Here is a 13,001-nt window from a genome sequence, read left to right as displayed (position 1 = left end):
ACAAACGGCTGGACTTATTTGCCAGCCCAGCGCTTGAGTACCAGAGTGGCGTTGGTGCCGCCGAAGCCAAAGCTGTTGCTCATCACCGTGTCGAGCTTGGCGTTTTCGACGGTGCTGCGCTGGATCGGCAGGTCGGCGATTTCCGGGTCGACCTCGTCGATGTTGACCGAGCCGGCGATGAAATTGCCTTCCATCATCAGCATGCAGTAGATCGCTTCCTGCACGCCGGCGGCGCCCAGGGAGTGACCGGACAGGCTCTTGGTCGAACTGATGGCTGGCGCCTTGGCACCGAACACTTCGCGCACTGCGCGGCTTTCCGCGACGTCGCCGACCGGGGTCGAGGTGCCGTGGGTGTTCAGGTAGTCGATTGGCGTATCGACGGTAGCCAGGGCCTGCTGCATGCAGCGTACAGCGCCTTCACCGCTTGGCGCGACCATGTCGTAGCCATCGGAGGTGGCGCCATAGCCGACGACTTCTGCATAGATCTTGGCACCACGCTTGAGGGCGTGCTCCAGCTCTTCGACCACCACCATGCCGCCGCCGCCAGCGATAACGAAACCGTCCCGCTTGGCGTCGTAGGCACGGGAGGCCTTTTCCGGGGTTTCGTTGTACTGGGTGGAGAGGGCGCCCATGGCGTCGAACAGGAAGCTCTGGCTCCAATGTTCTTCTTCGCCGCCGCCGGCAAACACCACGTCCTGCTTGCCCAGCTGGATCTGCTCCATGGCATTGCCGATGCAATGGGCGCTGGTGGCGCAGGCCGAAGAGATCGAGTAGTTCACGCCCTTGATCTTGAACGGCGTAGCCAGGCAGGCGGAAACGGTGCTGCCCATGGTGCGCGGCACGCGGTATGGACCAACGCGCTTGACGCCTTTCTCGCGCAGGATGTCCATAGCCTCCATCTGATTGAAGGTCGACGCGCCGCCGGAGCCTGCAATCAAACCCACGCGTGGGTTGGAGATTTCTTCCGCGCTGAGGCCCGAATCTTTGATCGCCTGCTCCATGGACAGGTAGGCAAATGCCGCAGCATCACCCATAAAGCGATAGACCTTGCGGTCGATCAGCTCTTCCAGGTTGAGGTCAACCGAGCCGGATACCTGACTGCGCAGGCCCATTTCGGCATAGGCAGGGTTGAAACGGATGCCTGACTTGCCAGCACGCAGGCTGGCAGAGACGGTGGCTTTGTCATTGCCTAGGCAGGAAACGATGCCCAGGCCGGTAATCACGACGCGACGCATGCAGAGAGTCCTTTAGAAATTGTCGGTAGAGGTGAACAGGCCAACCCGCAGGCCTTCGGCGCTGTAGATTTCGCGGCCATCAACGCTGACGGTGCCATCGGCAATAGCCAGGACCAGGGAGCGGGCGATGGTGCGTTTGATATGGATGTTGTAGGTGACTTTCTTGGCGGTCGGCAGCACTTGGCCGAAGAACTTCACTTCACCCGAACCGAGGGCGCGGCCGCGGCCTGGGTTGCCCTGCCAGCCGAGATGAAAACCCACCAGCTGCCACATGGCATCAAGGCCCAGGCAGCCTGGCATTACCGGGTCGCCTTCGAAATGGCAGGCGAAGAACCACAGGTCAGGGGTGATATCGAGCTCGGCGACTATTTCGCCCTTGCCGTACTTGCCGCCGGTGTCGCTGATATGGGTGATGCGATCAATCATCAGCATGTTCGGCGCGGGCAGTTGCGCATTACCTGGGCCGAATAGTTCGCCGCGACCGCAAGCGAGCAGTTCTTCCCGGGTGAAGGCGTTTTGTTTGGTCATGCGAGCTCCTCAATATGTCCCATGCGCCAAGGCTGGGCGAATCGTCCTGGCTGGCGGCGCAGCCTCTGCGCCTGCCAACAGCCTAGTCATAGACTGTTGCGTTGTGGTGAAAGTCACAGCCTTGTGAGTACAGTTGTACTCCGCTCTTATTGACCTGTCATAGGTCTATGGCCTCTAGCCTGCAGCAGTTGGACCTTCTTGACTACCCGTCGAAGGTCGAGGGGGCAGCCAGCGCTGCAGGATTCGCTGCAAATCTGCCCGTTTAAAGGGTTTTGCCAGGTAGTCATCCATCCCCGATTGCAGGCAAGCCTCGCGGTCGCCCTGCAGGGCGTTGGCGGTCAGGGCAATGATCGGCAATTCGGCGCAGCCGGGCAGGCGACGGATCTGCCGCGTGGCCTCGTAGCCATCCATGATCGGCAAGCGGCAATCCATCAGAATCGCGGCATAGCACTGCTGGCTGACCTTATGTACGGCCTGAGCGCCATCCCCGACCAGGCTGACTTGATAGCCCAGGCTGCGCAGCATGGCTTCGATCACCGTTTGGTTGACCGGGTTGTCTTCGACTAACAGCACCGGCTGGCCGTTACCCTGGTCAGCTGGCAGCGGCGTGTCGCTAACAGCGGGGAGGGCTTGCTGGGAAAACGGCAGTGGCACTTCCAGGGTAAATACCGAGCCTTGGCCCTCCTGGCTGACCGCGCGCAGGGTGCCGCCCATCCGTTCGGCGAGGGTGCGGGCAATCGGCAAACCCAGCCCGGTACCGCCGTAACGTCTTGAAATAGAAGTGTCGGCTTGCTGGAAGGCATCGAACATATGTTCCAGCCGTTCAGGGGAGATACCGATGCCGCTGTCGTGGACCGCGCAACTGAACCACAGCACCTGATTGTCCAGCGCTTGCCAGGTGCTGTGCACGCGGATGCTGCCGGTTTCGGTGAATTTCAGGGCGTTGCCGATCAGGTTGACCAAAATCTGCCGAATTCGCGTCGGGTCGCCCTGTACCTGCAGCTGTTCCAGCCCGCTCTGTGTCTCCAACAGCAATTGCAGGCCGCGCTGCTGGGCGCTGTGCTGGAACACTTGAATCGAACTTTGCAGCAGATCTAGCAGGCTGAAAGGGATGCGCTCCAGTTCCAGCGCGCCGCGTTCGATGCGCGAGAAGTCGAGAATATCGTTGATGACTTTCAGCAGGTGCTCGGTGGATTCGGTGGCCAGCGCCGCATACTCCGCTTGCTCCTGGGTCATCTCGGTGGTTTCCAGCAGCTGCAACATACCCAGCACGCCATTCATCGGCGTACGCAGCTCATGGCTCATCATGGCCAGGAAGTCGGACTTGGCGCGATTGGCCAGCTCCGACTGCTCGCGCGCTTGAATCAGCAGGGTCATGGCCCGCTGTTGCTCTTCACTGGCGCTGGCCAGGCCGTGAGCGAGGTTGTTGATATGCCGCGCCAGGGCCTGCAATTCGCCGTCACCGACTTCAGGCAGGGTGGTCTGGTAATTGCCAGCCTGGATCGCGCTAACCGCTTCGCCCATGGCGCTAAGCGGTTGCGACAGATGACGTGCCAGGCGGCGGGCGAGAATAAAGGTCAGGACCAGGGCAAACAGCGCGAGCAGGGTGGCTTTGAAGAGGATTTCCTGCTGACGAGTGTTAAAGGCATCGTTGGACATGCCCACAACGACATAACCCAGGTAGTCATCGTTGAGCATCTGCTGAGTAGGTTTGTTCAGGGCTGCGCGTTGCAGATGGATCGGCGCCTGGAACACCTCGACCTGACTGCTGGCGTGGCCGTTGCCGGGCGTCTGTTCGACGTAGACGAGAATCTTACCGGTGTGGTCGCGCACTTCCAGAAAGCGCACATGTGGGGTCTTCAGGGTGGCTTGTAGCAAGGCGTCGAGCACGTCGAGGTTGCCGGAAATCACGCCGTAGGTGCTGGCCGGCGCCAACTGGCTGGCGATCAGCTGACCGTAGTGATTGAGTTCCTGACGCAGGTCCTGCAGGCGGGCAAAGGTGAAAAAGCCAGTGAGCAGCAGGGTCAGCAGCAGTGCGGGGCCGACACTGATCAGTTGCGTACGGGTATGGATATCCCAGCCACGGCGTCGGATCATCGGGCCACTCGGCTGCAGCGCAGACCTTGCGAGCGCTGGAGAGCTGGCCGATTTTTCACGACGTCAGGGTGAAGCCGGGCTTGGGTGCTAGAAATCACGCCACAACCTTGTTTGCGTTTGAAAGGCTGCATGTTAACTGAGCTGCCTTGCTTTGCCAGTGCCAGGCAACCTGCTAAAAGCTGGCTGCATGCTGGTGTCGCCGTATAATGCGAGCGATTCGCCACTTTCAATGATTCACCACGGATACGTTATGACTGATCAGCACCCCATCGCAGTGCTTGGCGGCGGTAGCTTCGGCACTGCGATTGCTAATTTGCTGGCCGAGAATGGCCAGCACGTCTTGCACTGGATGCGCGACCCACAACAGGCCCAGGCGATTCGGCTGACCCGTGAAAATCCGCGTTACCTCAAAGGCATCAAGATTCACCCAGGCGTTGACCCGGTAACCGATTTGGCCGCGACCCTGAACGCTTGCCAGCTAGTCTTTGTTGCCTTGCCTTCGAGTGCACTGCGCCAGGCGCTGCAGCCGGTGGCTGAGTTGCTTAGCGGCAAATTGCTGGTGAGCACCACCAAGGGCATTGAGGCGCAGAGTTTTCTGCTGATGAGCCAGATTCTCGAAGACATCGCCCCGCAGGCGCGCATTGGCGTGCTCTCTGGACCGAATTTGGCGCGTGAAGTGGCCGAGCATGCGCTGACCGCTTCGGTTGTCGCCAGTGAGGATGAGGAACTTTGCCAGCAAGTGCAGGCCGCTCTACATGGTCGCACCTTCCGTGTGTACGCCAGTGGCGACCGCTTTGGCGTTGAGTTGGGTGGCGCACTGAAGAACGTCTACGCGATCATTGCCGGTATGGCCGCGGCCATGGGCATGGGCGAGAACACCAAAAGCATGCTGATTACCCGCGCGCTGGCGGAAATGACCCGTTTTGCGGTCAAGCTGGGCGCCAACCCCATGACCTTCCTAGGTCTGGCCGGAGTCGGCGATCTGATCGTCACCTGTTCCTCGGCGAAAAGCCGCAACTACCAGGTCGGCTTTGCCCTCGGCGAAGGCCTGAGCCTAGAGGACGCTGTAGCGCGTCTGGGCGAAGTAGCGGAAGGGGTGAACACCATCAAGGTGCTGAAGTCCAAGGCCGAGGAATTAGAGGTGTACATGCCGCTGGTGGCGGGCCTGCACGCGATCGTGTTTGAGGGCCGTACCTTGGATCAGGTGATTGGCGCCTTAATGAATGCAGAGCCGAAGACCGACGTCGACTTTATTCCCACCACCGGTTTCTGAGTTTTATCTTTCTAGATCCTGCAAGGAGATGAGCATGAGTGATGACAATCAGCAACTGCAGCGCGAGTCGATTCTGCTGCGCATCCTCTGGATGGTGATCTTCACCATCGTCTGGCAATTGGCGGAAATCCTCCTGGGTGCAGTGGTGTTGCTGCAGCTGGGTTATCGCCTGTTTTACGGTGCGCCGAATGCCGGCCTGCTGAGCTTTGGTGACAGCCTGAGCCAGTACCTGGCGCAGATCGGCCGCTTTGGCACCTTTAATAGCGATGAGAAACCTTGGCCGTTTGCCGATTGGCCAACCCCGCAAGCGCCACAAGGTGAAACGCCGCACAGCATTCCGCCGGCGGCCCACCCGGTGCGTGACGAAGAGCCCAAGCTTTGAGTCGTCGATTTATTGGGGGAGGCCTGTGAAGCTGTGGCTCCTGCGCCACGGTGAAGCCGAACCGACTGCCCGCACTGATGCCGGACGCAACCTGACTGTCTATGGTCGGCAGCAGGTGCGTGAGGCGGCTGCGCAGTTGCTGGAGCGGCCGTTGCAGGCCGTACTGGTCAGCCCCTATGTGCGGGCTCAGCAGACGGCAGATCTAGCCTGCGAAGTCTTGGCCTTTAGCGGTATCCGGCAGACCGTGCCCTGGCTGACGCCGGAGAGTGATCTGCGCCAGGCGCTGCGGGAACTGGATGGCTATGCGTTCGACGAGCTATTGCTGGTCACCCATCAGCCGCTGGTTGGCGCTTTGGCGGGCTTGCTGATTCACGGCCATCGCCAGCAACCGCTGCCGATGAACACCGCCAGTCTGGCGTTGTTGGAAGGTGATGAGCTGGCCGCTGGGTTGATGGAATTGTCTGTTCATAAGCATCCACGCCGTTCCTGACGCCTCACTACACACCGAAACATTTCTCCTCTTGCGGGCCGCCTTTGTGCGTGGAATAGTCAAACCAAGCAATTGCTTGGTTGGCTCCACAAAAACAACAAAGGAGGAAGCCCTGTGGCTGATGCATTCCGTTTGCCGCTTGAGGTGTTTTATGAGCGCGAGGCTCGGCACCCGAATAAACGCTACATGGTGCAACCGCTGCCGGGCGGTCAGCTGCAGGAACTGAGTTGGGCTGACGTCGGCGAGCAAGCCCGGCGTGCCGCCAACTGGCTGCGTAGCCGCGAACTGCCGCAGGGCAGCCGCATTGCGATCATTTCCAAGAACTGCGCGCACTGGATCGTCACCGATCTGGCGATCTGGATGGCTGGGCATGTCTCGGTACCGCTTTATCCCAACCTCACCGCTGAGTCTGTTGGCCAGGTCCTGCATCACTCCGAGGCCGCGCTAGTGTTTGTCGGCAAGCTGGATGATTGGCCGGCCATGGCCCCCGGTGTACCCCAGAATGTGCCGACCATCGGCCTGCCGCTGCGCCCGCAGGGCGAGTTCAGCTTTACCTGGGATGACCTGCAGGCCTGCGCGCCGATTCAGGACAACCCCAAGGCGGCGGCCGATCAGCTCGCCACCATCATCTACACCTCCGGCACCACCGGCACGCCGAAAGGCGTGATGCATCACTTCAGCAACTTCGGCTTTGCCGCCAGCCACGCCACCGAGCTGTTCGGCGTCGGCGAAAATGACCGGGTGTTGTCCTATCTGCCGCTGTGCCACGTGGCCGAGCGCATGTTTGTTGAGCTGGCATCGATCTATGCCGGGCAGACGATTTTCTTTGCCGAAAGCCTGGATACCTTCCTTGATGACCTCAAGCGTGCGCGGCCAACGGTGATGTTTGGCGTGCCGCGTATCTGGACCAAATTCCAGATGGGCGTCTACAGCAAGATGCCGGCCGAGAAACTGGATTTCCTGCTCAAGCTGCCGATCATCGGTCGCATCGTCGGCAAAAAAGTGCTGGTCGGCCTGGGCCTGGATGCCGTGCGTTATGCGCTGTCTGGTGCGGCGCCGGTGCCTGAAGCATTGCTCAACTGGTACAAGCGCCTGGGCCTGGATGTGCTTGAGGTCTATGGCATGACCGAGAACTGTGGTTACTCGCATGTGTGCCGGCCAGGAAAGTTCAAACAGGGCTGGATCGGGCAGAACAGCCCCGGTGTGGAAGTGCGCATCGCCGAGGATGGCGAAGTGCAGGTACGCAGCGGCGCTACCATGCAGGGCTACTACAAAGACCCGGAAAAGACTGCAGAAACCATCACCCCCGATGGTTTCCTGCGCACCGGTGATAAGGGTGAACAGGATGCAGAGGGCAACCTGCGCTTGACCGGGCGTATCAAGGAAATCTTCAAAACCAGCAAAGGCAAATACGTCGCCCCCGCGCCGATTGAAAACCGCCTGGGCGAGCACTCGCGCATCGAGCAGGTATGTGTGGTTGGCGATGGCATGGCCCAGCCCATGGCACTCTGTGTGCTGTCCGATGTCGGGCGCAGCGAAGCCATCAACGGCGCACGTGGTGAGCTGGAAAGCAGCCTGAAAAAACTGCTGGAAGAGGTCAATCAGAGTCTCGACAAGCATGAGCGCTTGCAACGGCTGGTATTGGTCAAAGAGGTGTGGGCGGTGGATAACGGCTTCCTCACGCCTACGCTGAAGATCAAGCGCGCGGTGGTTGAAGGCACCTACGGCGAACGCTTCGACGAGTGGACCACTCGCAGTGAAACCGTGCTCTGGCACGAGTGATCAGGCGCCTGGCCGGCATGCCTGTATGCCGGCCACGCTCTGGCTGAATCGACCTTAAAGGACTGACTATGGCCCTCTGGCAGCAAACCCCGAATCTCGAACAGCTCAACGCGATTCTGAAAAACACCATCGGCGAGCAGCTGGATATCCGCTTCGAATCGTTCGATAACGAGTCGATTACCGCCAGCATGGTGGTCGATGCGCGTACTCATCAGCCCTACGGCCTGTTGCATGGCGGTGCGTCGGTGGTGCTGGCGGAAACCCTCGGCTCCACCGCCAGCCATCTGTGCATCGACAGCAGCAAGTTCTACTGCGTCGGCCTGGAAGTGAACGCCAACCATCTGCGCGGCTTGCGCAGCGGCCGGGTCACAGCGGTCGCGCGCGCCGTGCACCTAGGGCGTACCACCCACGTCTGGGATATCCGCCTGAGCGGCGAGGATGGCAAGGCCAGCTGTATTTCCCGGCTGACCATGGCCATTGTGCCGTTGGGTGAGAACGGCCCGGCGCAACGCTGATTGCCTATCCGCCAGCAAACGTTGGCGGGCCTCCCATGCATTTTGGCCATGGTGCCGTCATTCACTGGCCGTTTTGTCATTGCCGCATCGATAGGGCTGCCGGACAATCTCCGTAACTTCCCTGATAAGCCCGCCGCCATGACCCAGTCTGTGTTCTTCGCCCATGCCAACGGCTTTCCCTCGGCTACTTACGGCAAGCTGTTTGCCGCGCTGGCACCTGACTACTCGGTGCAGCATCTGGAGCAGCATGGCCATGACCCGCGTTTTCCGGTCGACGACAACTGGGGCAACCTGGTCGATGAGCTGATCCACCACCTTGAAGCCAACCAGCAGCCGGTATGGGGTGTCGGTCATTCGTTGGGGGGCGTGCTGCATTACCACGCCGCCTTGCTGCGCCCCGAGCTGTACCTAGGGGTGGTGATGCTCGATTCGCCAGTGCTGACCCTGGCGGACAAAATCGTGATTCGCGCTGCTAAACGCTTCGGGTTTATCGACCGCATCACCCCGGCCGGGCGCACCCTGGGCCGGCGTGAGGAGTTTGTCGATTTGGCCGAGGCGCGCGGTTACTTCGCCGGTAAGGGCCTTTTTCGCCGCTTCGATCCCGAGTGCCTGGACGCCTATGTGCAACACGGCCTGCAAGCGGCGGGTAACAACCTGCGCCTGCGTTTTGACCCGGCCACGGAAATCAGCATCTACCGCAGCGTGCCGCACACCAGCCCGGGCCGGCCGCAACAATTGAAGGTGCCGCTGGCCATGGTTCGCGGCCGCCATAGCCGGGTGGTTATGCCGCACCACGCCCATCTGGTGCGGCGCGTGCCGAAAGGCGAATACCTGACCCTGCCCGGCGGCCATATGTTTCCCCTAGAACGCCCGCAGGACACCGCAGAACTACTGAAAAAGCTGTTCCAGCGCTGGGCCGGTCAACCTGCAAGCGAGCAAAGTGCATGAGCCTGAATTTCGAAGAAGTGCGTCTGCGTCTGCCGCATATCGAGCTGGCCGCTCACCTGTATGGCCCCGAAGACGGCGTGCCGGTGATCGCCCTGCATGGCTGGCTGGACAATGCCGCAAGCTTTGCCCGCCTCGCACCGCTGTTGCCGGAGCTGCGTATCGTCGCCCTGGACTTTGCCGGCCACGGCCATTCCGATCACCGCCCGCCAGGCGGCAGTTACGCCATCTGGGACTATGCCCACGATGTGCTGCAGGTTGCCGAGCAGTTCGGCTGGCAGCGTTTTTCCCTGCTTGGGCATTCCATGGGCGCGATTGTCTCCGTGCTGTTGGCGGCGGCGATGCCTGAGCGTATCGAGCGTCTGGCGCTGATCGACGGGTTGATTCCCTATACCGGTGAGCCGGACACCGCGCCACAGAAACTCGGCGAGGCGCTCAAGGCGCAGCTGGCCCTGGCCGGCAAGAGCAAGCCGGTATATGCGGAGTTTGCCCGCGCCGTGGAAGCACGGATGCGCGGCGTCGGTGCGGTCAGTCGTGAAGCTGCAGAATTGCTCGCGCAACGAGGCCTGATGCCGGTGCCCGGTGGCTACACCTGGCGCACCGACAGCCGCTTAACGCTGCCGTCGCCACTGCGCCTGACCCACGCCCATGCGCTGGCGTTTGTGCGCAACCTGCAATGCCCGGCCAAACTGGTGATGGCGCAGCAGGGCATGTTGCTCGCGCAGCCGAGCATTACTCAGCTGGTCGAGGGCCTGGCCATCGAGGTGGCGCAGCTGCCTGGCGGCCATCATCTGCATTTGGATGACGATGTGGGCGCGGGCTTGGTAGCAGACTGTTTCAAAGCTTTCCTGGGCGCGCCTTGACTTGCTAAAGGCAACTGGGGAAAGGTGTCGGCGATACCCACGGAGATTCGCATGATCGACCTGTATACCGCCGCCACCCCCAACGGCCATAAAGCGTCCATCGCACTGGAAGAGTTACAGCTGCCATACAACGTGCAGGCTTTGAGTTTCGATAAGCAGGAGCAGAAGGCTGCGGCCTTTCTCAAGATCAACCCCAATGGCCGCATTCCGGCGATTGTCGACCGCGAAAATGATGATTTCGCGGTGTTCGAGTCTGGCGCCATTCTACTCTACCTCGCCGAGAAAACCGGCCGGCTGCTGCCCTGCGACGCCAAGGGCCGCTCGCGGGTGATCCAGTGGCTGATGTTCCAGATGGGCGGGGTCGGGCCGATGCAGGGCCAGGCCAATGTGTTCTTTCGATACTTTCCGGAAAAACTACAGGGCCCGATCGATCGTTATCAGCACGAAACTCGCCGCCTTTATGAGGTACTCGACGCACGCCTGAGCGAGTCGCAGTACCTGGCCGATGATTACAGCATCGCCGATATCGCCACCTATCCCTGGGTGCGCATCCACGACTGGGCCGGCGTCTCCGTCGACGGCTTGGAGCATCTGCAGCGCTGGATGGCTGAGCTGGCTGCGCGCCCTGCAGTGCAACGCGGTTTGCTGGTGCCGCAGCGCGAAGCCGATGGCGAAAAAATCGTCAAAGCTGCCCAGTCGATGCTGATCAAATGAGCCGCCTTAATCGTTATTGCCTCGGTCTGAGTCTGCTGCTGAGCAGCGTCGTTGTCTGGGCAGATGTGGCCGATAGCCAGGATCTGGACGTGCTGCCACGTTTTGCTGGGAGCAAGATAGTCAGCTTCAAGGATATTGCCGAGCTAGAGCGCGTTTACCCGCAAGGGGCAATACGGCGCATCAGCGGTACCCTGCGCTACGAGCGCGAAGTGGCCACCCAAGGCCAGTTAACCGCCGTGACTTATGAGCTGCCGCGCACCCACACGGCCAATGAGGTGTTCGCCAAAGCCCGCGGCGATCTGCAAGCCCAGGACGCCGAGTTGCTTTACTGGTGCGTGGGCCGTGAGTGCGGTTCGAGCAGCCTGTGGGCCAATGCAGTATTTGATAACGCCACCCTAACGGGCTCAGATGATCAGCAGACTTATGCGCTGCTGCGTCTGGCTGAACCGCGTCAGGACAGCCTGCTGGCGCTATACAGCATCACCCGTGGCAACAAACGTGCTTACTTACATGCCGAGTTGCTCACGGCCAATGCGCCGTTTGGTGAAGTGTTGCCGACCCCAGCTACTCTGCAGCGGCAGCTGAAAAACACCGGTGAGCTGCGCCTGGCCAAGCAGGTTGAACCCAGCGCCGCCTGGGTTGAGCTGCTGGCGAGCAGCCTCAAACTCGACAGCACCTTGCGTGTCATCATCAGCGGCGCACAAGCCGAAGGTTGGCGCGATGCCCTGGTTGAGCAGCGCATACGCGCCAGCCGTCTGGAGCTGGGTGAGGCTGGTGTGAGCGGCGTACAACTCAACGTGCTGCGTTAATACGCCACTGTCGGTACTCTTGTCGTTATTAATTGATCCGGCTCTGCCCCTTACGGCAGAGCCTTTTTCGTTGTGCAGGGAGCTGCTTGAATGGCCAATAACGATCGTTTGCTGGTGCAGATACTACTGCTGCTCCTGTTGGGTGCCAGCCTATGGGTGTTGGCACCGTTCTGGTCGGCGCTGTTCTGGGCTGCGGTGTTGTCGTTTGCCAGCTGGCCGGTGATGCGCGTGTTGACGCGCCTGCTAGGTGGCCGCCAGGCCCTGGCCGCAGGTCTGCTGACCCTGACCTGGACCGTGGTAGTAGCCGTGCCGTTGGTGATGCTGGGCTTTAACCTGGCGGATCACATCAAGGATGGCACAGCCTTGCTCAAGGATTTTCAGGTTGATGGCTTGCCGCCGGCGCCCACCTGGCTGGCCGGCGTGCCGCTGGTTGGTGAGCGTTTGGTGGGCTTCTGGATGACCATCGACCAGCAGGGTGCGGCGTTCTTCGCCACGGTACGGCCTTATCTGGGGCAGGTCGGCAACTGGCTGCTGGCGCGCAGTGCGCAGATCGGTGGTGGCATGCTGGAACTGGCCCTGAGCCTGATTCTGGTGTTCTTTTTCTACCGTGACGGGCCGCGTCTGGCGGCGTTTGCCGAAAGCCTGTTGCAACGTTTGATCGGTGATCGCGCCGAGCATTATCTGGAGCTGGTGGCAGGTACCGTGCAGCGGGTGGTCAACGGGGTGATCGGTACTGCGGCAGCGCAGGCGATCCTGGCCTGGATCGGTTTTACCATCGCTGGCATACCGGGGGCGCTGGTGCTGGGGATTCTGACCTTCGGCTTCAGTCTGATCATGGTTCCGCCGTTGATCTGGGGCCCGGCCGTGGCCTGGCTGTTCTGGCAGGGTGAAGTCGGTATGGGCATATTCCTGTTGGTCTGGGGCTTTTTGGTGATCAGCGGCGTCGACAACATCCTCAAGCCCTACCTGATCAGCCGTGGTGGCAACCTGCCATTGATTGTGGTGCTGCTCGGGGTTTTCGGCGGCATCCTGGCGTTTGGCTTTATGGGGCTGTTCCTCGGCCCAACCCTGTTGGCCGTGGCGTACAGCCTGCTCAGTGACTGGGTTGGCAGCCCGGTTGTAAACACCGCAGCGAGCAGCGCTGAGCCGGCGGACACGCCGCTCAGTTGAGGTCGCAGCGCCACCACGCTGGTGTTCGAGCGGGTTGGCATTCTCGGTAAATTTCCCAGGCGACGTCTTGGTCGCCTGTGGTCGCAGTGGTAGCCTTGCTGCGCTTCGCGGCGCCTATCGGCTGCCGCAGCCAGGCGTTGGTCGCAAGCCCAACGCCGCGCCTTAGGCCGCAAGCACGCCCAGCAGTGGCAGGCGGCA

Annotated in this window: 13 protein-coding genes; 10 read left to right on the top strand and 3 right to left on the bottom strand. The window is 61.0% G+C overall.

Translation table 11 applies throughout. The features are described 5' to 3' along the window. Positions 1-14: 14 nt before the first annotated feature. The 3 genes from fabB to AACY25_RS10065 all read right to left on the bottom strand — a co-directional run bounded on the left by fabB (position 15) and on the right by AACY25_RS10065 (position 3,860). Positions 15-1,235: a beta-ketoacyl-ACP synthase I gene (gene fabB, locus AACY25_RS10075; RefSeq protein WP_339524273.1), complete on the bottom strand. Its 1,221-nt coding sequence runs from the start codon at positions 1,233-1,235 to the stop codon at positions 15-17. Between the two features lie 12 nt (positions 1,236-1,247). Continuing rightward, positions 1,248-1,763 (bottom strand): 3-hydroxyacyl-[acyl-carrier-protein] dehydratase FabA, encoded by a 516-nt coding sequence (gene fabA, locus AACY25_RS10070; RefSeq protein ID WP_304867185.1) that lies wholly within the window; start codon positions 1,761-1,763, stop codon positions 1,248-1,250. Between the two features lie 174 nt (positions 1,764-1,937). Further along, positions 1,938-3,860 (bottom strand): ATP-binding protein, encoded by a 1,923-nt coding sequence (locus AACY25_RS10065; protein WP_339524271.1) that lies wholly within the window; start codon positions 3,858-3,860, stop codon positions 1,938-1,940. Positions 3,861-4,110: 250 nt separating this feature from the next. On the opposite strand from AACY25_RS10065, the gene AACY25_RS10060 reads away from it, so the two are divergent. The 10 genes from AACY25_RS10060 (at position 4,111) to AACY25_RS10015 (ending at position 12,803) form a co-directional block, all read left to right on the top strand. Then, positions 4,111-5,133 carry an NAD(P)H-dependent glycerol-3-phosphate dehydrogenase gene (locus AACY25_RS10060; protein ID WP_339524269.1) on the top strand — a complete coding sequence of 341 codons (1,023 nt, stop codon included), beginning with the start codon at positions 4,111-4,113 and terminating at the stop codon, positions 5,131-5,133. Positions 5,134-5,167: 34 nt separating this feature from the next. Continuing rightward, positions 5,168-5,515 carry a DUF4389 domain-containing protein gene (locus tag AACY25_RS10055; RefSeq protein WP_339524267.1) on the top strand — a complete coding sequence of 116 codons (348 nt, stop codon included), beginning with the start codon at positions 5,168-5,170 and terminating at the stop codon, positions 5,513-5,515. Between the two features lie 25 nt (positions 5,516-5,540). Continuing rightward, positions 5,541-6,005, top strand: coding sequence for a phosphohistidine phosphatase SixA (gene sixA / locus AACY25_RS10050; RefSeq protein ID WP_339524265.1), 465 nt, complete (start codon positions 5,541-5,543; stop codon positions 6,003-6,005). Positions 6,006-6,119: 114 nt separating this feature from the next. After that, positions 6,120-7,787, top strand: coding sequence for an AMP-binding protein (locus tag AACY25_RS10045; protein WP_339524263.1), 1,668 nt, complete (start codon positions 6,120-6,122; stop codon positions 7,785-7,787). A gap of 68 nt (positions 7,788-7,855) precedes the next feature. Continuing rightward, a complete protein-coding gene (locus AACY25_RS10040) occupies positions 7,856-8,302 on the top strand; it encodes a hotdog fold thioesterase (RefSeq protein WP_339524261.1) in 447 nt (148 codons plus the stop codon). Positions 8,303-8,440: 138 nt separating this feature from the next. Continuing rightward, complete coding sequence (locus AACY25_RS10035) at positions 8,441-9,250, top strand: alpha/beta fold hydrolase (protein ID WP_339524259.1); 810 nt, start codon at positions 8,441-8,443, stop codon at positions 9,248-9,250. Then, positions 9,247-10,110 (top strand): alpha/beta fold hydrolase, encoded by an 864-nt coding sequence (locus tag AACY25_RS10030; RefSeq protein ID WP_339524257.1) that lies wholly within the window; start codon positions 9,247-9,249, stop codon positions 10,108-10,110. The genes AACY25_RS10035 and AACY25_RS10030 overlap by 4 nt, the downstream gene beginning before the upstream one ends. A gap of 51 nt (positions 10,111-10,161) precedes the next feature. Beyond that, positions 10,162-10,824: a glutathione S-transferase family protein gene (locus tag AACY25_RS10025; RefSeq protein WP_339524255.1), complete on the top strand. Its 663-nt coding sequence runs from the start codon at positions 10,162-10,164 to the stop codon at positions 10,822-10,824. Next, positions 10,821-11,633: a DUF4892 domain-containing protein gene (locus tag AACY25_RS10020; protein ID WP_339524253.1), complete on the top strand. Its 813-nt coding sequence runs from the start codon at positions 10,821-10,823 to the stop codon at positions 11,631-11,633. Before AACY25_RS10025 ends, AACY25_RS10020 begins: the two co-directional genes overlap by 4 nt. Positions 11,634-11,723: 90 nt before the next feature. Beyond that, positions 11,724-12,803: an AI-2E family transporter gene (locus AACY25_RS10015; protein WP_339524251.1), complete on the top strand. Its 1,080-nt coding sequence runs from the start codon at positions 11,724-11,726 to the stop codon at positions 12,801-12,803. Positions 12,804-13,001: the final 198 nt, after the last annotated feature.

Source organism: Pseudomonas sp. EA_35y_Pfl2_R111, assembly GCF_963970955.1.
Classification (GTDB): Bacteria; Pseudomonadota; Gammaproteobacteria; order Pseudomonadales; family Pseudomonadaceae; genus Aquipseudomonas.
The sequence above is the reverse complement of the archived record's forward strand: the minus strand, read 5'-3'. Positions and strand labels throughout refer to the sequence as shown.